Here is a 24,718-nt window from a genome sequence, read left to right as displayed (position 1 = left end):
TCGGTGCACGTCACGCCGGTATCTTCTTGGCCCAGGGCTCCCTCGCCCAGCAGCGTCGGGCCGCGTTCGCCCGCCTTCAGGCTGTTCTGGTTGTCGGCAATGCGGGTGCCGGTGTTGGTGGTCAGAGCTTCATTGGTGGCGTCTTCGCGGAAGGTTTCCAGCTGGTCGAGCTTGGCGTTGCTGTTGCGTCGGTCGAGGGTGTCGGTGCCGGCGAGTTCACTGGGTCGGCCCTTCTAGCGCTGTTGCGCTCGCGACCATTGCGCCAGGAGAACGCGCAGTTGCGCCTGGCGATCGAGCAGTCGGTGGTACTGGTCGGTCAGCTCGTGCCGCAGGGGTGGTGCGAGTTGTTCCCGCAGTACCGTTTCGAAGCGCTGGCGAACCGACGCTTCGATTCGCAAGCCCTCATCCAGCAGCGCCTGGTCGCTGCCGCGTCCAATCAGCGTCTTGAGCCCTCCCCAGCCGCGATGTATCTCGCTCTCCAGGCTGGCGTGCAGCGCCGGCCGCCCACCATAGGCCTTGATCTGATCGCGCAAGTTCTCTCGGATGACCATCCACTCCAGGGCGCGGCTGGCGAATAGCTGGTAGAGGTCCTGATTACGGCATTCGCGGGCGATGTCTCCGCATTCGAGTCGCCCACCTTCACAGGCGACCAATAGCTGGTTGAGCAGGTCGATGGTTTTGTTCAGCGTTGGCATGGAATCGCTCCCTGTTTTTGGTGCTATTGCTGTCGACTGGTGGGAAGGCTGGGGATTCAATGTGATTTTTATTTGCGTCATCGGTGCAGGCCTGACACAGCCCTCTCCCCCGGCCCCTCTCCCGCAGGCGGGCGAGGGGTGACTCGCGCTGGTGAGGGACAAATCATCCTGAAGCTCACACTCGACGGAACCTGATTTCAGCCCGATGGCTGTGTCAGGACCGCCTATGCCTTGCCGGCGCGAGTCACCCCTCTCCTCTTCAGGGAGAGGGGCCGGGGGAGAGGGTTGCCAATGGCTGGCACCGTGCTCGCCATTTCGCGAATGAATTCGCTCCTACAGGGCAGGACTGCGTCCTGCTTAGCGATTGAAATCGCCCCCACAGGACTGTGCCCAGACTGGAAGCAGGCACGGACAGCTCCCTCTCCCTCTGGGAGAGGGTTGGGGTGAGGGCGGACGCCGGCTGGCACCGTGCTCGCCATTTCGCGAATGAATTCGTTCCTACAGGCAGGACTGCGTCCTGCTTGGCGATTGAATTCGCCCCTACAGGACTGTGCCGAAGCTGAGCGGTGAGTCACCCCTCGCCCGCTTGCGGGAGAGGGGCCGGGGGAGAGGGCTGCCAATGGGTGGCACGGTGCCCCACCATTTCGCGAATGAATTCGCTCCTACAGGGCAGGACTGCGTCCTGCTTGGCGATTGAAATCGCCCCTACAGGACTGTGCCGAGACTGAACGCAGGCACGTACAGCCTCATCAGGCCACGCTGGCCACCTTCAACGGTTGCTCCAGTCCTTGCGACAGCCGCGCCGCCTGGGCGGGCTTGTAGAAGTTCTCGAAGCAGAAATTCGTCGCCTCGACATAGCCCTGGGCCGAGCCGCAATCGAAGCGTTGTCCCTTGAAGCGATAAGCCAGCACGCAGCCACGGCTGGCCTGCTTCATCAAGGCATCAGTGATCTGGATCTCGCCACCCGCGCCCGGCGGGGTTGCCGCGATCAGGTCGAAGATGTCCGGCGTCAGAATGTAGCGGCCGATGATGGCCAGGTTGGAAGGTGCGTCTTCCGGGCGGGGTTTCTCCACCATCCGGTCGACACGCAGCAGCCCTTCACGCATGCACTCGCCGGCGACGATGCCGTACTTGCCGGTTTCCCCTGCCGGCACTTCCTGGATGGCCACGATGGAACAGCGGAACTGGTTGTAGAGCTGCACCATCTGGGTCAGCACGCCGTCCCCGCCGGGGTTCAGGCAGAGGTCGTCCGCCAGCACCACGGCAAATGGCGCATCGCCGATCAGTGGGCGGCCGCTGAGAATGGCATGGCCGAGCCCCTTCATGTGGGTCTGGCGGGTATAGGAGAAGGAACACTCGTCGATCAGCCGTCGGATGCCATCCAGGGCTTTCTCCTTGTCGGTATTGCAGATCTCGTTCTCCAGCTCGTAGCTGATGTCGAAATGGTCTTCCAAAGCGCGCTTGCCTCGTCCGGTGACCATGGAAATCTGCGTCAGGCCGGCATCCAGTGCTTCCTGTACGCCGTACTGGATCAGCGGCGTGTCCACCACCGGGAGCATTTCCTTGGGCATGGACTTGGTTGCCGGAAGGAAGCGGGTACCGTAGCCAGCGGCGGGGAAGAGGCACTTCTTGATCATGGTGTCAGCTCCATTACTGATGTGGGCATCAGAATGCTGACTAGCCGGTCACGAGGGGGTTCAAGGAATATTTTCAACGGTAGGCAACTGCGCCCCGCCCTAGGGGCAGGACGCAATCTGTGGCTCAGGGACGGTTGCCTCCATGGCTATGTTGGCCCCCTTTGCGCGCTTTCTCGGCGCGGTTGGTATCGCTGCCGACATTACCGCCCGTAGTACGACCGGTCTCCGCGTCTCCGCCGCCGGAGATGGTCTGGGGTGCGTCGGGATACGGATGTTTTCGGTGGTGCTTGCTCATGAGGATTTCCTCCCCTCTATGTTGATGGGGCAAGGGGCGCTGGGCGGCGATCGAGCAGCCGCGCGCATTCCTCGCAGTTTTTTCGGCAATCCTGGCACTCGGCCGTCTGGTGGCGCGCGCACTCGGATGCGCAGAGCCGGCACATGGCGGCGCAGAAGGGGCCGTAGCTCTCGGTGTAGCGACTGTCATGCTCCAGCAGGTCGAGCATCTGCCGGCAGGTATCCATGCATTCGCCGCAGAGATCGCGGCAGCGACGGATGGCCCGGCGGTCCGCTTCGTCCTCCACCAGCAGGAAACTGGTGATACACACCGAACAGGTGACGATGCAGCGGCTGCAGGCTTCGCGGCGGGGTTCCATGGCGTCAGGTCCGGCGCAGGCGTTCGTAGTAATCAGGAAGATTCAGCAACGCATGCCGGGCGGCGGCCTCGCGAACCTCATTGCGCTCGCCGTCGAAACGAACGGTTTCGCTCACCACGCCATCAGGCCGGCGGTGCAGGACTCGGCGGTGGCCAGGCGCAGGCCGCACCGGTCCAGGAAACTCACGACTTCGTCTATGTCACCCATGGTTCCGCTCTCCCTTTGCCCGCTGCGCTCATGCCCTTATGGAATGACCCCCATAGGCAAAGTTCAGGTTTTCCCTCCAAACGGCTTGCCGGTGAGAAATAAGTCGAACCTAAGCGAATCCGACCAGTCAGCAAAAAGTGTGGGACCCAGTCCAGGGCAACCACTCACAGATGGCAGCAGGGCTTGCGAAGAGCCCGGACAAAAGGAAATCAGACGTGCGCGTCCGGGCTCGGCGGGAAACCTGCCAGCCAAGGGCATCGCCAAAACATGGTCCACGACGAATCGGAGCACATTATGGGAAATGCTGTAGCCACGGCCCAGGTCGACGAAGCTGTTTGCATCGAACCCAGGCCCAGGGCCGAATTGCATCTGGGCAGCTTGCAGGCGGCCAAGAAGCGCATCCTCTTCGTCACATCTGAGCTGGCCGACCTGGTCAAGGTCGGCGGGCTCGGCGATGTCTCGGCAGCCTTGCCGAAGGCGTTGTCCGCCCACCACGACATGCGCGTGTTGCTGCCGGGCTATCGGCAGGTGCTGGAAAGTGGCTATCCCATTCGCATGATCGGCCAGGTGAACGGCCTGGCCGCCCTGCCCCCTTGCCGCATCGGCCGCATGGACCTGCCCGACGGGCTCATCGTCTACCTGCTGATCTGCCCCGAACTCTACGAACGGGAAGGTACGCCCTATGGTGACGGCCACGGCCACGACTGGCCGGACAACCACATCCGCTTCGCCAGACTTGGCCTGGCGGCCGCACAGATCGCCGACGGCACGGCCTGCATCAGCTGGTGTCCGGAACTGGTCCATGCCAACGACTGGCCGGCTGCCCTGGCGTCCGCCTACATGGCCTGGCACGGCGTGAACACGCCGCGTGTGTTCACCATCCACAACCTCGCCTACCAGGGCCTGTGCGACCTGCAATGCAGCGCGGAACTCGGCATCCCGGCCGAGGCCCTCACCTCCGAGGCCCTGGAGTTCTACGGCAAGCTGTCCTTCCTCAAGGGCGGGATCGCCTACTCGAACCATGTGACCACCGTCAGCGAAACCTATGCCCAGGAAATCACCACGCCGCTGTTCGGTTGCGGGCTGGAAGGCATGCTACAGGCCAAGGTTAACAACGGCCAGCTGAGCGGAATCATCAACGGAATCGACGAAAGCTGGGAGCCGCGCAGCGACCCCCACCTCGTGGAGGGTTTCAGCGCCGGCCGCTGGCAGGGCAAGGAAGCCAACGCGCGCCATGTAAGAGAACGCTTCCAGCTGGAAATGCACGACGGCCCGTTGTTCGCCGTGATTTCCCGCCTGGTGCAACAGAAAGGCATCGACCTCACCCACGATGTGGCCGGGCATATCGTCGAAGCCGGCGGCAGCATCGTCGTGATCGGCCAGGGCGAACCGGACCTGGAACAGGCGATGGTCGACCTGGGCGAGAGCTACCCCGGCCGTATCGGCGTGAGCATCGGCTTCGATGAAACCGTGGCGAGGCGCATGTTCGCCGGCAGCGACTTCCTGCTCATGCCCTCGCGCTTCGAGCCCTGCGGCCTGAGCCAGATGTACGCCCAGTGTTTCGGCTCGCTGCCCATCGCGCATCGCACGGGTGGTTTGGCGGACACCATCGAGGACGGCGTCACCGGATTCCATTTCGAGGATGAAACGGTGGACAGCTACCGGGACGCCATCGATCGTGCCTTGGCGGTCTACCGGCATCCCGAGCTGCTGGACGCCATGCGCGTCCACGCGATGGATTCGCCCCTCTATTGGGGCCGTACGATCTGGCCCTATGACGAGCTGTACCAGCGGCTGGTGGACAGCCAGTGCGAGGCAGGGGACGCGCTGTGATCACCGACCCGCTCCATGGAGCCCGTCTGATCGGCCCGCACACCACCCGCTTCGCCCTCTGGGCCCCGGATTGCCGCAGCGTGGCGGTGGAGCTGATGGATGGTTCCCTGCACCCGCTGGCGGAGCAACCCGGAGGCTGGTTCGGTGGCGAGCTGGAGTGCGGCGCGGACACCGGATACCGCTATGTCGTCGACGGCGAGCGCCGGGTTCCGGACCCGGCCTCGCGTAAACAGGCCGGCGACATCCACGGCTTCAGCATGGTGGTCGATCCTGCGGCTTATTCCTGGCGCATGACGGACTGGTGCGGGCGCCCCTGGCACGAGGCGGTGATCTACGAGCTGCATGCCGGGTTGCTGGGGGGCTTCGCCGAAGTGGAAGCCTACCTGCCAACGCTGCGCGAACTGGGCGTCACGGCGGTGGAGCTGATGCCCCTCGGTGAATTTCCGGGTAAGCGCAATTGGGGCTACGACGGCGTCCTGCCCTTCGCCCCGGATTCCTCCTACGGGACGCCGGATGAGCTGCGTAGCCTGGTCGATCGGGCCCATGAGCTGGGGCTGATGGTGCTGGTGGATGTGGTCTACAACCACTTCGGGCCTGAAGGGAATTACCTCGGTCATTACGCGTCGGACTTCTTCCGCACCGACCGCCAGACGCCCTGGGGCGATGCCATCGATTTCCGCCGACCCGAAGTCAGCGAGTACTTCATCGAGAACGCCTTGATGTGGCTCCAGGATTACCGCGTGGATGGGCTGCGCATCGACGCGGTGCATGCGATCCGCGACACGGCGTTCATGTTGGAACTGGCGAGCCGGGTGCGAACGACCCTCCCGCGCAACCGCCATGTGCATCTCGTGCTCGAAAACGAGTTCAACCAGGCCAGCCTGCTGGAGCACGGCTTCGATGCCCAGTGGAACGATGACGCGCACAACGCCCTGCACGTCCTGCTCACCGGCGAACGCCACGGCTACTACGCGGATTTCGCCGAGGCGCCGGCCCTCAAGCTGGCCACCTGCCTGGGGGAAGGCTTCGCCTACCAGGGGCAATCCGACCGCAATGGCTTCGGCCGTGGCGAGCCCAGCGCCCATCTGCCTCCCAGCGCATTCGTAATCTTCCTGCAGAACCACGATCAGGTCGGCAATCGCGCCTACGGTGAACGGCTGCCGGCCCTCGCCGACCTGGATGCGCTGAAAGCCGCTGCCGTGCTGTTGTTGCTCTCGCCGATGATTCCGCTGCTGTTCATGGGCGAGGAATGGGGCTCGACGCAGCCTTTTCTCTACTTCACCGATCACCCGGAAGCGTTGGGGGCCGCGGTTCGTGAGGGCCGGCGTAACGAGTTCGCGGCATTTCCAGCCTTCAGCGACGCCGCCTTGCGCGAGAACATCCCCGATCCCAACGCCCCCCGCACCTTCAACCGCTGCCTGCCCGATCTCGACCTGGTCAACCAGCTGCGGCACCGCGAATACCTGGCCTTCTATCGGAACCTGCTCGGACTGCGACACGGCAGCATCATCCCCCGGCTGCACGGCTGCCGCACCCTGGAGTCCGCTGTACTGGGTTCCCATGCGGTAAGCGCTGCCTGGCAGATGGGCGACGGCACCCGCCTGGATATCCTGATCAACCTGGGTGAGTCCCCGGTCGCCCTGGAACCCGTGAATGACAACGCGGAGATTCTGTTCACCCATCGTGTCCAAGGCGTCGACCTGGCCGAAGGCCGATTGCCGCCGCGAAGCGCCCTGGCACTGCTGGAACCGGCGCCATGAGCGATGTGCAACTGGCGGAACTGGCCAATGCCGCCGGTCTGCAACTGGACTGGGTGGATTCCAATGGCCAGGCGCAGCGCGTCAGTCCCGAAGTCCAGCGCGGCCTCCTGGAAGCCATGGGCTATGCGGCGCAATCTCCCCAGCAGATAGCCGGCAGCCTGGCCGGTGTGCGCGAGCGCCAACAGGCCGCCCGCCTCGGCCCGCTGATCGTGCTCGACCAGGGCGAACGGTTATCCCTGGCCGGAATCGGGCGTCCTGGCCAGGGCTACCAACTGCGCCTGGACGATGGCCGGCTGAGCGAGGGACGACTCGATGCGGACTGCTGTCTGAACGCCCCCGACGCCTGCGGCTACCACCCGTTGCTGATCGGCGACAGTGAACTCTGCCTTGCCGTCGCCCCACCCGCTTGCCCCAGTGTTCGCGAACTGGTCGGCCATGAGCACGCCTGGGGCCTCACCGCCCAGCTCTACGCCCTGCGTCGGGCTGGAGACGGCGGCCTCGGCGACACCCGCGCTGTCGAGAACCTCGCCTGTAGCGCCGGGCGCCGTGGTGCCGACGCGCTGGCCATCAGCCCGGTACACGCCATGTTCAGCGCCAATGGTGAGCAGTACGGCCCTTATTCACCCTCCAGCCGTCTGCACTTCAACGTGCTGCATGCGGCTCCTGCCAGTGTGCTGGGCGATGCCGCGCTGGCACGTGCCCTGGCGGCGACCGGCCTGGGTGCCGAGTACGCTCGCCTGGAATCCTTGCCTCTGCTCGACTGGCCGGCGCTTTCCCGGGCGCGGATGGCGGTCCTGCGCCAGCTCTACCAGCAGTTCGAAGAAGAACAGGGTGCGTTGCGCCACGACTTCGAGCGCTTCCGTGAACAGGCGGGTGACGCCCTGCTCCTCCATTGCCGCTTCGAAGCCCTGCACGGACATATGCTGGCCAGCGGTGCTTCCGGGGATTGGCGCTGCTGGCCGGAGCACTTGCGCAATCCCACCCACTCCGCCGTCCAGCGCTTCGCCCGCGAGCATGCCCGCGACGTGGAGTTTCATGCCTTTGCCCAATGGCTCGTGGTCCGTGGGCTGGAACGCGCACAGATCGCCGCCATCGGCGCCGGCATGGGCATCGGGCTGATCGCCGATCTTGCCGTGGGCGCGGACTGCGCGGGCAGCCAGGCCTGGGCGTGCCAGGAACAGCTGCTGGCCAGCGTCACCGTGGGTGCGCCGCCAGACGTCCTCAACCGCTCCGGTCAGAACTGGGGCGTCTGGGCATTCTCACCCTTGGGCCTGAAAGAGCACGGCTACCAGGCGTTCATCCAGATGCTGCGGGCCAGCTTCGGCTGCGCCGGCGGGGTGCGGATCGACCACGTCATGGGCCTGCAGCGACTCTGGGTGATCCCCGAAGGCGCCGACCCGGGAAGCGGCGCCTACTTGCGCTTCCCGCTCCAGGACCTGTTGCGCCTGATCAGCCTGGAGGCCTGGCGCAGCCAGGGCCTGGTGATCGGCGAAGACCTCGGCACGGTTCCCGACGGCCTGCAGAAAGAACTCGCACGGCGCAATATCCTCGGCATGCGCGTGCTGTTGTTCGAGCACGCCGACGGTGCCTTCGCCCTGCCCTGCGACTGGCCCCATGACGCCCTGGCGACCACCACGACCCATGACCTGCCGACCCTGCAGGGCTGGTTCCAGGGACAGGACATCAGTTGGCGTCTGAAAGCCGGCCACAGCGACATGGAGACCACGCGCAACGACTTCGAGGTTCGCCAACAGGAATGCAAGGCACTGACGGCCGCACTGCGGGTGGAGGGCCATCTTTCCCCCCATGAGCACGACATCGAGCATTGCGTGCAGGCCTGCATCGGCTATGTCGCGGAGACACCCGCGCCGCTGGTGCTCGTGCCGCTGGAGGACCTGCTGGGAGAGTCCGAGCAGCCCAACCTGCCGGGCCCTGGCGATTTGCATCCCAACTGGCGTCGCCGCTTGCCGGTGGCGGCAGCCGAACTGCTCGAACTCCCGGTAGCCCGCCAGCACCTCGGCTGCCTGGTGGAGGGTCGCGAACAGCGAATGGAGGTGCCGGATGGATGAAGTACGCGCCACCTTGCGCTTGCAGTTCCATCGCGGCTTCACCCTCGACGACGCGATACCCCTGGTGCCCTACTTCGCCGAACTGGGCATCAGTCATCTGTATTGCTCACCGCTGTTCACCGCCCGCCCCGGTTCCAGTCACGGCTACGACGTGGTGGACCCGACGACGATCAATCCCGAACTGGGCGGCGAATCCGCCCTGGAGCGGCTGGTGGAAGCGCTGCGCCACCAACGCATGGGGTTGATCCTCGATCTCGTACCGAACCACATGGCCGTGGGCGGCGACAGCAATCCCTGGTGGCTGGACGTCCTGGAATGGGGCCAGGCGAGCCCCTATGCGAATTTCTTCGATATCCAGTGGCAATCAACCGACCCGCTGCTGGATGGCCAGCTACTGGCGCCCTTCCTCGCCAACGACTATGCCGAGGTGCTGTCCGCAGGCGGGTTGCAGCTGGGGTACGACAGCGAGCGTGGCGGCTTTGCCGTCCGCCATTTCGATCACCTCTTCCCGCTCTCGCCCCCCACCTGGGGCGAAATCCTGCGCAGCACGGGTGACCCCGATCTTTCCGCCCTGGCGCAGGACTTCGACCGGCTGGCGGACGCGCCCTCCCCCCGCGACCGGGCGCAGGCCTTGAAAGAAGCGTTTGCGCGCCTGGTCGCGGAATCTGGCAAAGCGGCTGCACTGGAACTGGGAATGGACCAGTACCTGGGCGACAACGAGGCCGGCATGCAGCGCTTGCACGAACTCCTGGAACGTCAGCCCTATCGCGTCGCCAGCTGGCGAACCGCCGCCGACGACATCAACTGGCGGCGCTTCTTCGACATCAATGAACTGGGTGGCCTGCGGGTGGAGCGCGCCGAGGTGTTCGAGGCGACCCACGCCAAGCTCTTCGAGCTGGTCGCACGCGGGCTGGTGGACGGGCTGCGCATCGACCACGTGGATGGCCTGGCCGATCCGCGAGGTTATTGCCGCCGCTTGCGCCGACGCGTCGAGCGCCTGCTGGATGCCCTGCCCCGGCGCCCGCCTTTCCCCATCTACGTGGAAAAGATCCTCGGTCATGGCGAGCACCTCCCGCGGAACTGGGACGTCGACGGGACCACGGGGTACGACTTCATGAACGAGGTGTCCCTGCTGCAGCACGACCCGCTGGGCGAACTGCGCCTGTGTGCGCTCTGGACCGCCATCAGCGGTCGCAGCGGAAACTTCCCCGAAGAGTCCCAGGAGGCACGCCGACTGCTGCTGACCAGTTCCCTGGCCGGCGATGTGGAAACGGTAGCCCAGGGCCTGCTGCAGATTGCCCGAGGCGAACTGGCGAGCCGCGACCTCACCCTCGGCGCCATCCGCCGGGCGCTGGTGGAGCTGGTGGCGCACTTCCCCGTCTATCGGACCTACGCCGGCGCTTGCGGGCGTTCCTACGAGGACGAGGAGGTGTTCCAGCGCGCCTTGAACGGTGCCCGTACCAGCCTTGCACCGGCTGACTGGTCGTTGTTCGATTATCTCGACCGCTGGCTCGGTGCGCAGGCGCTGCGCGATGTCCCCCGCGGTCCCAAGCGTCGTCTGCGGCGGCAGGTCCTGCAGCGCTTCCAGCAGCTGACATCGCCGGCGGCGGCCAAGGCCGTGGAAGACACCGCCTGCTACCGCTCGATCGTGCTGCTTTCGCGCAACGACGTCGGCTTCGGCCCCGAGCATTTCAGTGCGCCCCCGACGGAGTTCCATTGCGCTTGCCTGGAGCGCGCCGCCCGCTTCCCCAATAACCTGCTGGCCACCGCAACCCATGACCACAAGCGCGGCGAGGATGCGCGCGCCCGGCTTGCGGTACTCAGCGAGCGCTCGGACTGGTTTTTCAAGGCGGTTCAGCGCTGGCGTCGGTTGGCCGATCCACTGCGTAACGTCGCCGATGACGAAGAGACCATCGCACCGGCCGACGAACTTGCGCTGTACCAGACCGTGCTGGGCAGTTGGCCACCCGGGCTTTCCCTGACGGATGCCGACGGCATGCAGGGCTACCTCGAACGGTTGCAGCGCTGGCAGGAAAAATTCCTTCGCGAGGCTCGGTTGCGCAGCAGTTGGAGCGCGCCGAACCAGCCCTACGAAGCGGCCTGCCGCGTCTTTCTTGCGCGTCTGCTGGAGAGCCCCGAAGGGCGTCCACTGCGCAAGGACCTGCTCGCCGCCGTTGCCGAAATCGCCCCAGCCGGCGCGCTCAACGGCCTGGTCCAGTGCCTGTTGCGGATGACCACGCCCGGCGTGCCGGACCTCTATCAGGGCACCGAATTCTGGGACTTCAGCCTGGTGGACCCGGACAATCGCCAGGAAGTCGACTTCGCCGCGCGCATCGCCGGTTTGGCTGACCAGGGCGCGCCGCAAGAACTGCTGCGGTCCTGGACCAACGGCCATATCAAGCAGCGATTGGTGGCGACCGTGCTCAACCTGCGCCAGAAGCAGCCGCTCCTGTTCAGCCAGGGTAGCTATGAGCCGCTTGAGGTCGAAGGCCCCCAGGCCGAACGGGTCCTGGCCTTCGCCCGCTGCCATGAACTGTTTGGAATGGTGGTGGTGGCGCCGCGCCTGGCTTCGACGCTCCTCGACGGTCCCCTGCCCCAGGTGCCGCCGCAGCACTGGGCGGATACCCGTCTCAAATTGCCTCGTTCACTGCGCAAGGGGCGCTTGAGCGGCGCGTTTTCAAGCCGCGACCTCGTCCCTCGGCAAAATTGCCTGGAGGTTGCCGACCTGCTGGCCGACTTCCCCGTCAATCTTCTACTGATCACACCCTCGAACCGGGAGCCGCAACCATGAGCAACGACGAAGCACGAATCCGCGAACTCGCCTACCAGATCTGGGAGTCGGAAGGTTGCCCGGAGGGCCAGTCGACGCGGCATTGGCAATTGGCCTGCGTCCTCGCCGAAATAGCCCATACGCCCACCCCTGCGGAAGTCGTCCGTACCCGCCGAGTCACCAAGCCCGAGCCGGTCGAGCCCGCCAAAGCCCCGGCACCACGCAAGCCCAGCGCGCCGAAATCCATCACCAGCAACCCCCCACCGAACCGAAATCCTGAGATCGGCTAAGGAGGCAGCATGAGCAGGCAGCGCGCACGTGCCCCTGAAGTCCTGCGGCGTTCGCGCATCAGCGAAGGGCACCCCTTTCCGCTGGGCGCGAGCTGGGATGGACTGGGGGTCAATTTCTCGATCTTCTCGGCCCACGCCACACGGGTCGAACTGTGCCTGTTCGATGGCACGGGCGAGACCGAACTGGAGCGCATCGAGCTCCCCGAGTACACCGACGAGATCTGGCACGGCTACCTGCCCGACGCCCATCCCGGCCAGGTCTACGGCTTTCGGGTGCATGGCCCCTACGAGCCCGAGGCCGGGCACCGCTTCAACCCGAACAAACTGCTCATCGATCCCTATGCCAAGCAATTGGTCGGGCGGCTGCGCTGGTCGGAAGCGCTGTTCGGCTACGAGATCGGCTCGCCGGACGCCGACCTCAGCTTCGATACCCGCGACAGCGCTGCCTTCGTGCCCAAATGCAAGGTCATCGATCGCGCCTTCACCTGGGGCGACCAGCAACACCGACGCATCCCCTGGGACAGCACGCTGATCTACGAGGCACACCTGCGCGGCATCAGCATGCGGCATCCGGCGGTGGCGGAAAATCTGCGCGGTACATTCGCCGGGCTGGCGAGCCGCGAGCTGATCCAGCACCTGCGTTCCCTGGGTGTTTCCGCCATCGAGCTGCTGCCGGTGCATGCCTTCCTCGACGACAAGCACCTGCTGGAAAAGGGCATGAGCAACTACTGGGGATACAACAGCATCGGTTTCTTCGCGCCCCACCCCGCCTACCTTGCCAGCGGCCAGGTGAGCGAATTCAAGGAGATGGTGGCGCACCTTCACGACGCCGGCCTGGAGCTGATCCTCGACGTGGTCTACAACCACACCGCCGAAGGCAACGAACTGGGCCCCACCCTGTCCATGCGCGGCATCGACAACGCGACCTACTACCGATTGGTGCCCGACTCCCGCCGTCACTACATCAACGATTCCGGTACCGGCAACACCCTCGACCTCAGTCACCCCTGCGTCCTGCAGATGGTCACCGATTCGCTGCGCTACTGGGCGACCGAGATGCACGTCGACGGTTTCCGCTTCGACCTCGCCACCATCCTCGCCCGGCGCTCCCAGGGCTATGAGGAGCGCCACGGATTTCTCGTGGCCTGCCGCCAGGACCCGGTACTCAGCCGCCTGAAACTCATTGCCGAACCCTGGGACTGCGGTCCCGGCGGCTACCAGGTCGGCGGCTTCCCGCCCGGCTGGGCGGAATGGAACGACCGCTTCCGCGATACGGTGCGGGCCTTCTGGCGCGGCGACAACGGCAAGGCACGGACCCTGGCCAAGCGTCTCACGGCCTCCGGCGACCTGTTCAATCAGCGCGGCCGGCGGCCCTTCGCCTCGGTGAACTTCATCACCGCACACGATGGCTTCACTCTGCGTGACCTGGTCTCCTACGACCACAAGCACAACGAGGACAACGGCGAGGACAACCAGGACGGCAGCGACCACAACCTGTCCTGGAACCACGGTTGCGAAGGCCCGACCGATGATCCGCAGCTCCGTGAGCTGCGCATGCGGCAGATGCGCAACCTGCTCGCCACCCTGATGTTCTCCCAGGGCACGCCGATGCTGCTGGCCGGCGACGAGTTCAGCCGCACCCAGCACGGCAACAACAATGCCTACTGCCAGGACAATGAAATCGGCTGGGTCGATTGGAGGCTGGATGAGGAAGGCCGCGACCTGCTGGAGTTCACCCGTCGCCTGGCGAGCCTGCGGCGGGCCTATCCGATCATGCGTCGCGGGCGCTTCCTGGTCGGTCATTACAACGAGGAACTGGGGGTGAAGGACGTCACCTGGCTCGCGCCCGACGGCGAGGAAATGACCGAGGAGAACTGGCTCGACGAGAACACCCGTTGCATGGGCATGCTCATGGACGGTCGCGCACAGCCGACGGGCATCCGCCGCAGCGGGGCCGATGCGACGGTGTTGCTGGTCGTCAACGCCCATCATGAAGCGGTGAACTTCCAGCTTCCCCAGGTGACCGGCGGCTCCGGTTGGCACTGCCTCGTGGATACCGACAGCCCGGCCCTGCGCAGCCAGGGCGAGTTGCCTTTCGACGAACCCTATGAAGTCACCGGTCGGTCGCTCGCACTGTTCGAACTGGTCCAGCTGGCCCGGGCTGTCTGACTGGCGCCGCTCCGTCAAAAAGGCTGAACCCTCCGTGAGGGCCCCAAGTCGGAACATAAAGGGCTGGTTCGGACGGCCCGGTTAGTTGCAGCAACCCCCGAACGCCAGAGGAGCCGACCTATGAAAGCCGTGGTTTTTCACGACGTTGGCGATATCCGTCTCGATGACGTAGCGGAACCGGTGCTGCAGGAACCGACCGACGCGATCATCCGCCTGACGGCCTCGGCGATCTGCGGGACCGATCTGCATTTCGTCCGGGGAACCGTGAGCGGCATGGTCAAGGGCACCATCCTCGGGCATGAAGGCGTCGGCATCATCGAGGCACTGGGCAAGGACGTCCGCAACCTGGAAATCGGCGACCGCGTGGTGGTGCCGTCCACCATTGCCTGTGGAAACTGCTCCTACTGCCGCGCCGGCTACTACGCCCAGTGCGATGAGGCCAACCCCAACGGCAAGGAGGCCGGCACCGCCTTTTACGGCGGCCCTGCCACCACCGGGCCTTTCCACGGCCTGCAAGCCGAACTGGCGCGCATTCCCCACGCCAATATCGGCCTGGTCAAACTGCCCACCAGCATCAGCGATGACCAGGCGATCCTGCTTTCCGACATCTTTCCGACCGGGTACTTCGGCGCCGAGTTGGCGGAGGTCACGCCAGGCGACACCGTGGCCGTGTTCGGGTGTGGGCCCGTCGGCCAGTTCGCCATCGCCAGCGCGAAGTTGCTCGGCGCGACCCGCGTTTTTGCCATCGACAAGCTCGATGACCGCCTGCGGATGGCCCGGCAACAGGGTGCGGAGATCATCAACTTCGACCTGGAAGACCCGGTCGAGACCCTGCGCCGCCTGACCAACGGGATCGGCGTGGATCGCGCGATCGAGGCCGTTGGCGTGGACGCCGAATGCCCCGCCCATTGCGATTCGAACGTCGGCTCCGAGTTTCATCAGGAGATGGCCGAGGTTACCCCCCACTCGCACCCCGATGGCGACAACTGGCACCCCGGCACCGCGCCGAGCCAGGCCCTGCGCTGGGCGGTCGAGGCCCTGGCCAAGGCCGGAACCCTCGGCATCATCGGCGTGTATCCGCAGCAGGCATGCCGCTTTCCCATCGGAGGAGCCATGAACAAGAACCTCACCATCAACATGGGCAACTGCCACCACCGGCGCTACATCCCGATCCTGATCGAGATGATCCAGGCGGGCCGCATCGACCCAGCCAAGATTCTCACCCAGATCAAGCCGATGGGTGATGCCATCGAAGCCTTCAAGGCGTTCGATCGCCGCGAAAGCGGCTGGATCAAGGTGGAGCTGCAGCCCCAGAAGCCCACGGAGAGCAAGGAGGGTGTAGGCGAGGAAGTCGTCTACGACTGGACCGCCGCCGACAAGTCCGACAAGACGGCAACGCTTCCGGCCGGTCCCAAACCGCCGCCAGGGGAACGCAGCGATGCCGAAGACTCGGCCAATCGTCAGGAACGAACCGAGTCCGCCACACTGCCCGCGGGTCCCAAACCGAAGAAAACCGATAGTTGAGGACGCCGCTGTGGGTGAAATACGCGTGGGTATTTCCGGATGGCGCTATGCGCCCTGGCGGGGAATCTTCTATCCCGATGGACTGCCCCAGGACCGCGAACTGGCCTTCGCCTCGCGCGCGGTCAACAGCATCGAGATCAATGGGTCCTTCTACGCCTTGCAGAATCCGGTGCGCTACGCCCACTGGCGTGATGACGCGCCGGAGGATTTCATCTTCGCCGTCAAGGCGCCGCGCTACATCACCCACACCCGCAGGCTGAGGGAGGTCGAGCAACCGCTGGCCAATTTCTTCGCTTCGGGCCTGTTGCAACTGGGTGAGAAGCTGGGGCCGATCCTCTGGCAGTTCCCGCCCAGCATGAAGTTCGATGCCGAACTCTTCGCCCACTTTTTCGACCTGCTGCCGCGCACGTCCCTTGCAGCCCGGAACTGCGCCAGCCATTGCAGTGAGCGCCTGAAGAAATCGGGCTATCGGGATGCGCCAGCCCGGGCCGTGCTGCGCCATGCCGTGGAAATCCGCAACGAGAGCTTCGTCTGTGACGAGTTCGTGCAACTGCTGCGCAAGCACAAGGTCGCCCTGGTGATCGCGGACACCGCCGGCAAGTGGCCGTACCTGGAAGACCTCACCAGCGACTTCGTCTACCTGCGCCTGCATGGCGACAAGGCGCTCTACGCCAGCGGCTATTCCGAACAGGCCCTGGAGCGTTGGGAGACGCGCATCCGCACCTGGAGCGCCGGCCGTCAGCCCGGCGACGCCCATGTGGTGGATGAGCACCAGCCCAAGCAGCGCAAGTCGCGGGACATCTATTGCTACTTCGATAACGACCTGAAAGTGCGCGCGCCTTTCGATGCACGACGACTGCTCGAGCGCCTGGACCTCACCAGGGACCTGGAAACCGAACCTGGTGTCTTGCAAGGAACACCACCGTGACCACGACCATTCCCATGCCAGAGATCGTCATCGACCGGATCACCGCCGTGCATCGTCTGAAGGTGATCACCATCAACACGCACAAGGGCTTCACCGCCTTCAACCGGCGTTTCATCCTACCCGAGCTGCGCGATGCCGTGCGCACCACCAACGCCGACATCGTGTTCCTGCAGGAAGTCCTGGGCAGCCATGATCGCCATGCCCGGCGTTACCAGGACTGGCCAGCGACGCCGCAGTACGAGTTCCTTGCCGACAGCATCTGGCCGCAGTTCGCCTATGGGCGTAACGCGGTCTATCCGGATGGCCACCACGGCAATGCGCTGCTGTCGAAATTCCCCATCATCCACCATGAAAATCTCGACGTGACGGTGCATGGCAATGAGCAGCGCGGCGTGCTGCATTGCATCCTGGATGTGCCGGGGCATCGCGAAGTGCACGCCATCTGCGTCCATCTGGGCCTGCGCGAGGGACACCGCAAGCTGCAGATCGGGCTGCTCTCGGAGCTGCTTTCCACGCTGAACCCACAGGCCCCGACCATAGTCGCGGGAGACTTCAACGACTGGCGCCTGCGCGCCGACGGCATGCTGGCGGAACACGGCCTGGTGGAAGCCTTCGGCTGGGCCTATGGCGCGCCTGCCAAGACCTTCCCCGCACGCCTTCCGCTGCTCTGCCTCGACCGCATCTACGTGCGCAACGCCAGCTGCCATGACGCCGAAGTGCTGTCGACCCGTCCCTGGTCGCACCTGTCCGACCATGCGCCGCTGGCCGCGGAGGTACATCTGTGAACGGGCAATGGCGCGACGGCAACCACATCGAACTGCTGGTCAACGGCGAGGAGTATTACCCGCGGGTATTCGAGTGCATCCGCGCGGCGAAGCACGAAGTGCTGGTCGAGACCTTCATCATTTTCGAGGACAAGGTCGGCTACGAACTCAAGGAAGTACTGATCGAAGTGGCCCAGCGCGGCGTCAGGGTGGAGCTGGCCTTCGATGGCTACGGCACCGCGGACCTGGGCGACGCGTTCATCGCCAGCATGACCTCGGCGGGCGTGCGAGTGCATGCCTTCGATCCCAGCCCGCGACTACTGGGCATGCGCACCAACCTGTTCCGTCGCCTGCATCGCAAGATCGTCGTGATCGACGGTGAGCTGGCCTTCGTCGGCGGCATCAACTACTCCGCCGACCACCTGGCGGACTTCGGCCCCATGGCCAAGCAGGACTACGCCGTGGAAGTGAGCGGTCCGATAGTGGCCGACCTGCACCGTTCCAGCCTGCGCCTGCTCTCCCCCGTACTGGAAGGCCCCAGCGAGGTCCGGCCACCGCTGCAAAGCACCGGCCAGGCGCGCATCCTGCTGGTGGAGCGCGACAACAATCGCCATACCACCGATATCGAACAGCAGTATCTGGCCGCTTTCCGCAGCGCTCGCTCGCACATGGTGGTGGCCAATGCCTACTTCTTTCCCGGCTACCGCCTGCTGCGCGAGCTGCGCAACGCGGCCCGCCGAGGCGTGAAGGTGGTGCTGATCCTGCAGGGGCAGCCGGACATGCTCTGGGCCCAGAGCTTCTCCCGCCTGCTCTACAACTACCTGCTGCGTGAAGGCGTGACCATCTACGAGTACTGCCAACGCCCGCTGCACGGCAAGGTCGCCCTGGTGGACGAGGAATGGTCGACCGTGGGTTCCAGCAACCTCGACCCCCTGAGCCTGGCCCTTAACCTGGAAGCCAATCTGTTCGTGCGGGACCGAGCCTTCAACCATCACCTGCACCGCCATCTGGAGCAGTTGGCGACCGCCCACTGCAAGAGCATCAGCCTGGAGCGAATGATCCGGGGCTATTGGTGGCGGGCGCCGCTGATCTTCCTGTGTTTCCACTTCATCCGGCGCTTTCCCGCCATTGCCGGCTGGTTCCCCGCTCACCGGCCCAACCTCGAGTCGCAGCACCCGGCCGAGGACGAAGAACCCCACCTGGATGAGGGCAAGCCGCGATGAGCGAGTCCGCCAAGAAACCGTGGATGAAATGGGGTTCGCGGCTGCTGACCCTGTTTTTCATTCTGTTGATGCCGGTCCTGCTTTACCTGGTGGCACGCAACCTCGACTGGAACGAGGTGAAGAAGTCGCTGCAGGCCTTCAGCTTCACCACCTTGCTGGTGGGCGGCGTCCTGGCCTTCTGCAGTTACATGGTTTTCAGCATCTTCGACCTCATTGGCCGCGCCTACACCGGGCACCACCTGCCCGCGCGCCAGGTCCTGCCGGTGGCCTTCGTCTGCTACGCCTTCAACCTCAACTTCACCACCTGGGTCGGCGGTGTGGCGCTGCGTTATCGACTGTACAAGCGGCTCGGCCTGGATACCGCCACGGTCACGCGCATCATCAGCCTCGGCATCCTTACCAACTGGATTGGTTACATGGCGCTGGCGGGCGTGGTGTTTTCCCTACGGCTGGTGAAACTCCCGGCCAGCTGGAGCCTGGGTGTGACCGGCCTGCAAATGATCGGCCTGCTGCTCCTGGTGCTGGTCGGCATCTATCTGTACGCCTGCGGCTGGGCTGAAAAGCGGACCTGGTCGTGGCGGGACCATGAGATCACCCTGCCCTCGCTGCGCCTGGCGCTGATCCAGATCTGGCTCGGCGCGACCAATTGGGCGCTGATGGCCTCACTGATCTTCTGGCTGCTGCCCCACGGACACGGCACCTACTACCCGTCGATTCTCGGCATCCTGCTGATCAGCTGCGTGGCGGGGGTGATCACGCATATCCCGGCCGGGCTCGGCGTGCTGGAAACGGTGTTCCTCGCCCTGCTGCACGACCAGGTCAGCCAGGGTGGATTGGTGGCGGCCCTGCTGGGCTACCGCACGCTCTATTTCCTGGTGCCGTTGCTGATCGCTGTAGTGACCTATCTGATCCTGGAAAAACGCGCCAAGACCATTCGCAAGCAGCACAAGCACAAGGTCCGGCCGGAAAAATCGGAGGAGACGAGCTGACGCCGATCAGTCGCTTCAGGGCGGCGTGCTGCCGATCAGGGTCCACATGTTGCGGGTGCCGCTGGCCGCATCCATTTTCCAGCACGGGCTGCTGATGCCGATGCCGGCGACTTCCGTCCGGGGGGCGCGATGGATATCGGCGTTCATTTGCGTGACGCCTTGGCGGGTTTGCGCGCGGTGCCACCCGCGCGCCGGCGTGGTGCTTCTTCGGCCTCTTCTGTTTCTTCAGTGGGCTTGCCGCCCTTGCGTTTGCCACCCAGGCTGCGACGCAGCAATTCGGTAAGGTCGATGATCTCGGCGCCTCGGCCAGTCGGTTCCTCGCCCGGTTGTTCCACGCGCTCGATCTTGCCCGCCTTGGCCTTCTGTTCCACCAGTTCCATCACCTTCTCGCTGAAGGTGTCGACATAGGATTCCGGCTCCCAGTCGGTGGTCATGTCCTCGATGAGACGGCTGGCCATCTGCATCTCGCCCTTGCTCAGTTTCGCGTTGGTCACGTCTGAGCCCAGGTCCAGCACATCGAGTTTTCGCACTTCAGAGGGCCAGCGCAGCATCACCAGGACCAGCGCATTCTCCATCGGCATCAGCGCAGCGAGGTGCTGGCGGGTGCGCAGGACAACCTCGGCGAGGGCTACCTTGCCCGACGCTTCGAGGGCTTCGCGCAGCAAGGCATAGACCTTGCCACCACGCTTGTCGGGGCTGAGGTAATACGGCGCTTCGATGTTCTGCAGGGGAATCTGCGTGGCTTCAACGAAGGCGATGATATCGATGGTCTGCGTCGACTCCGGGTGCGCCTGGCGGATTTCGTCATCGCTGAGGACCACATAGTGCCCATCACCGTATTCCACGCCCTTGACGATGTCCTCGTGCTGGATTTCCTTGCCGGTGATCTTGTTCACGCGCTTGTAGCCGACCGGCTCCATGCTGCGCTTGTCCAGCCAGTCGAAATCGATGCCGCTGGATTCGCTGGCGGAAACCAGGGCGACCGGAATGTGCACGAGTCCGAAGCTGATGGCGCCTTTCCAGATTGCGCGTGCCATGGAAATTTCCCCTTCGCGGTGGCCTACATTCGACCGACAGGCCGTCCTCCGCAAAGTTGCAGGAATCCGCCGGGCTACCTCCCTGGCTGGCGGGTTTCTTCGACAGGCCTGATATAGCGGTTGCTGCCGCAACGGCTGCAGCGCTGCTGCATGAGGTTCTCATTGCCGATTCGTACCGGCATTTCCAGCATCCAGGCACAGCCGCAGAAGAAACAGATGAAGCTCATCGCAACCTCCCCCGCGTGAAGCGGGAGTGTCGTGCATGACCGTTCGACAGCCGGGGTTCCTCGTCGGCTCAGCCAATCGGCCGGCGCGGCGCCGTCCGACGGATTGGCGGAACCCCTACTGGCAGGCCGCGACTCTACCTCTAATACATCAAGCCAAAGGGAGTGCCCGCTCATGTCCAAGAAGACGCTATTCCTCATCAGCTACATCCTCGACAACCAGCCCTGCAGCGTCGAGGTGGAAGCGGATAGCGAAGCCATGACGCCGGACCAGGCACGCTTCTACCTGGGCTCCCTGCACACCTCCGCCTCCCCCGAATCCTTCACCGATGTCCAGGTGACCCGCATCAGCCACCCGAAGAAGGATGGGCCCACCCCGGCCCATAACCTGCAGTCATGAAGAATCTCGAGACTCCGGCGGTGAAGCTGGCGCTCTACGGTGCGCAAAGCGCGCTCGGCTATGCGCTGATGGTGGAGGCCCTGCATCGCCAGTACGAGGTCGGCGCCGTGCTCAGCGACCTCAACGCGATCACCGCACGGCCCGGCATCCGCGCGATGAGCAGCAACCCCTACGACGCTCTAAGCGTAAGCCAGGCAGTGGTGGGCAAGACTGCCGTGATCGGCATGCCTTGCGCGTCCGGTGTGCCCGCCGCAGCCCATGACGGCAGCGGCGAGCCCTTTGCGCAGGTCTATACCGGGATCAGCGCCCTGATCGATGGCCTGTGCATTGCGGGGGTACGTCGGCTGGTGATCATCGATCCGCTCCGATGGCTGGAGCAGTCGCCCTCCAGCCCGGCACCTGCGGCGGAATACCTCCAGCGACGCCTGCTGGACAGTGGTTTGGAATGGACCTTGGTGGAAGCGCCGCAAGGCTACGATCCGGACCTGGACTTCGAGGATTTCGTGCACGCGCCCTCAGCCGAGAAGGCCCACTCGGTCGAGCTGCTGCAAAGTTTCGCCTCGGCCGTGCTGGACGAACTGATGCTGCGAAATCACTTGCACCAGTGCCTGCTGCTCTGCGACGAGGAGGCCTGAGTCGTCAGGGCTGTTCCGGCGGCGGAACGGGAACATGCCAGATATCGGTGGCGTATTCGCGAATGCTGCGGTCGGAGGAAAACCAGCCCATGCGCGCCGTGTTGAGTACCGCGGAACGCCACCAGCGGGAAGTGTTCTGCCAGCATTTGTCCACCTGCCGCTGGGCATTCCAGTAGGCATCGAAATCATCGCAGACCCGGTAGCGGTCCTCACGGATCAGCGCATCTATCATCCCCAGGTAACGTCCCCGGTCTTCCGGGGAAAACACCCCTGAGCGAACGGCATCCAGCGCCGCGTGGAGACGCTCGGAATACGGGGCCGCCGGCTCGCCGGCCAGTTCGTCCAGGCGGCGCTGCTCAACCTGTTGCGCCGTCATGCCGAAGATGAACATGTTGTCCCGGCCGATCCGTTCGCACATCTCGACATTGGCGCCATCCAGGGTGCCGATGGTCAATGCGCCGTTAAGGGCGAACTTCATGTTGCTGGTCCCCGACGCCTCGAGGCCGGCGGTGGAAATCTGTTCGGAAAGGTCGGCCGCCGGAATGATCGCTTCGGCCAGGCTGACGTTGTAGTTGGGGATGAACACCACCTTCAGCAGCCCGCTTACCGTGGGGTCGTCATTGATGGTTCGGCTGATGTCGTTGGCCAGCTTGATGATCATCTTGGCCTGCTGGTAACTGGCGGCGGCCTTGCCGGCGAAAATCTTCACGCGTGGCACCCAGTCGGTGGCCGGGTCGTTGCGGATCGCCTGATAGAGGGCCACGGTGTGCAGCAGGTTCAGCAGCTGGCGTTTGTATTCGTGGATGCGTTTGACCTGCACGTCGAAGATGGCATGGGAATCCACGGCGATGCCCAACCGCTGGCGGATCAGCTGCGCCAGGGCGTCCTTGTTGTGCTGGCGGCTGAGACTGAACTGTTTGCGGAACGTCTGCTTGTCGGCACAGGGCTCCAGCTCCCGCAACACGGTTTCCGGCGAATCCAGAACGCCCTCCCCCAGGGTTTCCACCAGCAGGCGGGTAAGTTGCGGATTGACCTGGAATAGCCAGCGGCGGAAGGTCACGCCGTTGGTCTTGTTGTTCACCCGATTGGGGTACAGCTGGTGCAGGTCGCGGAACACCGTTTTCTGCATCAGGCGGGTATGCAACGCCGACACGCCGTTGACGCTATGGGCACCGAGAAACGCCAGATTGCCCATGCGCACGCGCCGCCCCTGCTCTTCCTCGATCAGCGACACCGAGCGCAGCAGCGCAAAGTCGTGGATGTCCTTGGCGCGTAGGGCATCGATGTGCAAGGCGTTGATCAGGTAGATGATCTGCAGGTGCCGGGGCAACAGGCGTTCCATCAACGCCACCGGCCAGGACTCCAGCGCTTCCGGCAACAGCGTGTGATTGGTGTAGGCCAGCGTCGCCACCGTCAGCTCCCACGCCTTGCCCCACTCCATCCTGTGCACGTCCACCAGTTGGCGCATCAGTTCGACAACGGCAATGGCCGGGTGCGTGTCGTTGAGCTGGATTGCCACCTTTTCGGGCAGGTTGTTCACGTCGCCGTACTGGTCCATATGGCGCTGCAACAGGTCCTGGAGCGAGGCCGAAACGAAGAAGAACTCCTGGCGCAGGCGTAGCTCCTGTCCGGCTTCGGTGATATCGGCGGGATAAAGCACGAGGGAGATGGATTCGGCCCGTACCACGTCCGCCACTGCGCCGATGTGGTCGCCGGCATTGAAGCGGTCCAGTTGCAGGTCTTCCTCGGCACGTGCGCGCCACAGTCGCAGGGTATTCACCGCCGAGCGCCGCCAGCCGACCACGGGCGTGTCATAGGCGATGGCGCGAATGGTCTCGTGGGGTTGCCAGATCTGCCGGACGCTACCGTCTTCCTCCTGGTGGCTGAAGACGCTGCCGCCGAAGCCGACGGTATACGCCACTTCGGGTCGTTCGAACTCCCAGGGGTTGCCGAAATCCAGCCAGGTTTCCGTCTGTTCCGCCTGCCAGCCGTCGATGATGGCCTGACGGAAAAGACCGTGTTCGTATCGAATGCCGTAGCCATGCGCGGCCACGCGCAGGGTTGCCATGCTTTCCATGAAGCACGCGGCCAATCGCCCGAGGCCGCCGTTGCCCAAGGCTGCGTCGGGTTCCACTTCACGGATGCGGTCGAGGTCGACGTTCAAGTCGGCCATGGCCTGGCGGGCCACGTCCAGCAGGCCGAGGTTGCTCAGGTTATCCATCAGCAGGCGGCCGATGAGGAATTCCAGCGAGAGGTAATAGATGCGCTTCTGGTCCTGCCGGTCGACATGGCTGGAAGCTTCCTCCCATTGGTCAACCAGGTAGTCGCGCGTCGCCAGGGCCAGCGCCTCGAACCAGTCATGATCGAAGGCGGTTACCGGGGATTTGCCAACGGCGTACTTGAGTTTCGCCAGAATGCTGTCCTTGAACGTCTGGACGGCATCGGCGGGAGTTGGCTGCTCGGCCATCACCACCTCTCGTCAGCTGCAAAGGGGATTAGCAGATCTTCCTTAACGAATCGTAGGAGATGACGCCCAGGCGCTGCAGCAGCATGGCCTTCTTGGCGTCCCAGTTCTCCTGGTCGCGGATACTGTCGAGCAGGTCGTGGCCATGCAGGGTCAATGCACTGGCGACGCGGCCGGACTCGCCATTCCACTGGCGCTGCTCCCGGCATTCCACCAGACCGGCCTGTTCCATCAGGTGAAGGTGATAGTCCACCTCCCCCAGACTGTGTTCATCGGTGCAATGCAGGGTCACGAGATGGCCTGGTTCCAGGGCCTCGATTTCCAGCAGTAGATCCCTGATCAGATCCCAGTTCCGCTTCATGAGTGATTGCTCCTCGTACGGCGACAACGCCTTCAATTTGAGTCCACAGCGACGGCCGCGAGTTCAGACTTTCTCGCCCCCGGCGC

At 64.4% G+C, this 24,718-nt stretch carries 20 protein-coding genes and 3 pseudogenes; 13 read left to right on the top strand and 10 right to left on the bottom strand.

What is annotated here, in order from left to right:
- Window positions 1-47: 47 nt before the first annotated feature.
- The 5 genes and pseudogenes from E8E95_RS13005 to E8E95_RS30540 form a co-directional block, all read right to left on the bottom strand.
- Window positions 48-266 (bottom strand): annotated as a pseudogene (locus E8E95_RS13005) (hypothetical protein); the annotation flags it as partial.
- Between the two features lie 21 nt (window positions 267-287).
- Window positions 288-695: pseudogene (locus tag E8E95_RS13000) on the bottom strand (PA2169 family four-helix-bundle protein); the annotation flags it as partial.
- Between the two features lie 749 nt (window positions 696-1,444).
- Window positions 1,445-2,332, bottom strand: coding sequence for a UTP--glucose-1-phosphate uridylyltransferase GalU (galU, locus tag E8E95_RS12995; protein ID WP_280350746.1), 888 nt, complete (start codon window positions 2,330-2,332; stop codon window positions 1,445-1,447).
- Between the two features lie 311 nt (window positions 2,333-2,643).
- The gene (locus tag E8E95_RS12990) at window positions 2,644-2,985 is read right to left on the bottom strand and encodes a four-helix bundle copper-binding protein (protein ID WP_280350744.1); all 342 of its coding nucleotides are present in this window, start codon (window positions 2,983-2,985) and stop codon (window positions 2,644-2,646) included.
- 111 nt (window positions 2,986-3,096) lie between these two features.
- On the bottom strand, window positions 3,097-3,192 hold the full coding sequence (locus tag E8E95_RS30540; protein WP_348532579.1) for a CinA family protein: 96 nt from the start codon (window positions 3,190-3,192) through the stop codon (window positions 3,097-3,099).
- 294 nt (window positions 3,193-3,486) lie between these two features.
- On the opposite strand from E8E95_RS30540, the gene glgA reads away from it, so the two are divergent.
- The 11 genes and pseudogenes from glgA to E8E95_RS12935 all read left to right on the top strand — a co-directional run bounded on the left by glgA (window position 3,487) and on the right by E8E95_RS12935 (window position 19,511).
- Entirely contained in the window at window positions 3,487-5,025 is a 1,539-nt protein-coding gene (gene glgA / locus E8E95_RS12985) for a glycogen synthase GlgA (protein ID WP_280350742.1), read from the top strand.
- Window positions 5,022-6,785 carry a malto-oligosyltrehalose trehalohydrolase gene (gene treZ / locus E8E95_RS12980; protein WP_280350740.1) on the top strand — a complete coding sequence of 588 codons (1,764 nt, stop codon included), beginning with the start codon at window positions 5,022-5,024 and terminating at the stop codon, window positions 6,783-6,785. Before glgA ends, treZ begins: the two co-directional genes overlap by 4 nt.
- Complete coding sequence (gene malQ / locus E8E95_RS12975; RefSeq protein WP_280350738.1) at window positions 6,782-8,854, top strand: 4-alpha-glucanotransferase; 2,073 nt, start codon at window positions 6,782-6,784, stop codon at window positions 8,852-8,854. The genes treZ and malQ overlap by 4 nt, the downstream gene beginning before the upstream one ends.
- Window positions 8,847-11,645 (top strand): malto-oligosyltrehalose synthase, encoded by a 2,799-nt coding sequence (locus E8E95_RS12970; RefSeq protein WP_280350736.1) that lies wholly within the window; start codon window positions 8,847-8,849, stop codon window positions 11,643-11,645. The genes malQ and E8E95_RS12970 overlap by 8 nt, the downstream gene beginning before the upstream one ends.
- Entirely contained in the window at window positions 11,642-11,914 is a 273-nt protein-coding gene (locus E8E95_RS12965) for a DUF2934 domain-containing protein (RefSeq protein ID WP_280350734.1), read from the top strand. The genes E8E95_RS12970 and E8E95_RS12965 overlap by 4 nt, the downstream gene beginning before the upstream one ends.
- Window positions 11,915-11,923: 9 nt before the next feature.
- Window positions 11,924-14,083 carry a glycogen debranching protein GlgX gene (gene glgX, locus E8E95_RS12960; RefSeq protein ID WP_280350732.1) on the top strand — a complete coding sequence of 720 codons (2,160 nt, stop codon included), beginning with the start codon at window positions 11,924-11,926 and terminating at the stop codon, window positions 14,081-14,083.
- A gap of 120 nt (window positions 14,084-14,203) precedes the next feature.
- Window positions 14,204-15,400 (top strand): annotated as a pseudogene (locus E8E95_RS12955) (zinc-dependent alcohol dehydrogenase); the annotation flags it as partial.
- A gap of 217 nt (window positions 15,401-15,617) precedes the next feature.
- Window positions 15,618-16,535 carry a DUF72 domain-containing protein gene (locus tag E8E95_RS12950; protein WP_280350730.1) on the top strand — a complete coding sequence of 306 codons (918 nt, stop codon included), beginning with the start codon at window positions 15,618-15,620 and terminating at the stop codon, window positions 16,533-16,535.
- Window positions 16,532-17,320, top strand: coding sequence for an endonuclease/exonuclease/phosphatase family protein (locus E8E95_RS12945; protein ID WP_179058673.1), 789 nt, complete (start codon window positions 16,532-16,534; stop codon window positions 17,318-17,320). The genes E8E95_RS12950 and E8E95_RS12945 overlap by 4 nt, the downstream gene beginning before the upstream one ends.
- Window positions 17,317-18,522, top strand: coding sequence for a cardiolipin synthase ClsB (gene clsB, locus E8E95_RS12940; RefSeq protein ID WP_280350727.1), 1,206 nt, complete (start codon window positions 17,317-17,319; stop codon window positions 18,520-18,522). The genes E8E95_RS12945 and clsB overlap by 4 nt, the downstream gene beginning before the upstream one ends.
- Entirely contained in the window at window positions 18,519-19,511 is a 993-nt protein-coding gene (locus E8E95_RS12935) for a lysylphosphatidylglycerol synthase domain-containing protein (RefSeq protein WP_280350725.1), read from the top strand. Before clsB ends, E8E95_RS12935 begins: the two co-directional genes overlap by 4 nt.
- 15 nt (window positions 19,512-19,526) lie before the next feature.
- Here E8E95_RS12935 and E8E95_RS12930 read toward each other — a convergent pair whose 3' ends face one another.
- The 3 genes from E8E95_RS12930 to E8E95_RS12920 all read right to left on the bottom strand — a co-directional run bounded on the left by E8E95_RS12930 (window position 19,527) and on the right by E8E95_RS12920 (window position 20,775).
- Window positions 19,527-19,658 (bottom strand): hypothetical protein, encoded by a 132-nt coding sequence (locus E8E95_RS12930; protein WP_280350723.1) that lies wholly within the window; start codon window positions 19,656-19,658, stop codon window positions 19,527-19,529.
- The gene (locus tag E8E95_RS12925) at window positions 19,655-20,548 is read right to left on the bottom strand and encodes a Ku protein (RefSeq protein ID WP_280350690.1); all 894 of its coding nucleotides are present in this window, start codon (window positions 20,546-20,548) and stop codon (window positions 19,655-19,657) included. The genes E8E95_RS12930 and E8E95_RS12925 overlap by 4 nt, the downstream gene beginning before the upstream one ends.
- Window positions 20,549-20,622: 74 nt before the next feature.
- Window positions 20,623-20,775 carry a PSPA7_2676 family Cys-rich small protein gene (locus tag E8E95_RS12920; protein ID WP_179058669.1) on the bottom strand — a complete coding sequence of 51 codons (153 nt, stop codon included), beginning with the start codon at window positions 20,773-20,775 and terminating at the stop codon, window positions 20,623-20,625.
- Window positions 20,776-20,947: 172 nt separating this feature from the next.
- Here E8E95_RS12920 and E8E95_RS12915 point away from each other — a divergent pair, with 172 nt between their 5' ends.
- Both E8E95_RS12915 and E8E95_RS12910 read left to right on the top strand, forming a co-directional pair.
- Window positions 20,948-21,172: a hypothetical protein gene (locus tag E8E95_RS12915; protein WP_280350685.1), complete on the top strand. Its 225-nt coding sequence runs from the start codon at window positions 20,948-20,950 to the stop codon at window positions 21,170-21,172.
- Window positions 21,169-21,807 (top strand): NAD(P)H-binding protein, encoded by a 639-nt coding sequence (locus tag E8E95_RS12910; protein WP_280350683.1) that lies wholly within the window; start codon window positions 21,169-21,171, stop codon window positions 21,805-21,807. Before E8E95_RS12915 ends, E8E95_RS12910 begins: the two co-directional genes overlap by 4 nt.
- Before the next feature lie 4 nt (window positions 21,808-21,811).
- Here the strand turns inward: E8E95_RS12910 and E8E95_RS12905 are convergent, their stop codons facing one another.
- On the bottom strand, window positions 21,812-24,274 hold the full coding sequence (locus E8E95_RS12905) for a glycogen/starch/alpha-glucan phosphorylase (protein WP_280350682.1): 2,463 nt from the start codon (window positions 24,272-24,274) through the stop codon (window positions 21,812-21,814).
- Between the two features lie 28 nt (window positions 24,275-24,302).
- The gene (locus E8E95_RS12900) at window positions 24,303-24,632 is read right to left on the bottom strand and encodes a DUF2513 domain-containing protein (RefSeq protein WP_280350680.1); all 330 of its coding nucleotides are present in this window, start codon (window positions 24,630-24,632) and stop codon (window positions 24,303-24,305) included.
- Window positions 24,633-24,718: the final 86 nt, after the last annotated feature.

Origin of the sequence: Pseudomonas sp. BN414 (genome assembly GCF_029871275.1) — a bacterium.
GTDB lineage: Bacteria > Pseudomonadota > Gammaproteobacteria > Pseudomonadales > Pseudomonadaceae > Metapseudomonas > Metapseudomonas resinovorans_C.
Note: the sequence above shows the minus strand (reverse complement) of the source record. Positions and strands in the feature narration are given on the sequence as shown.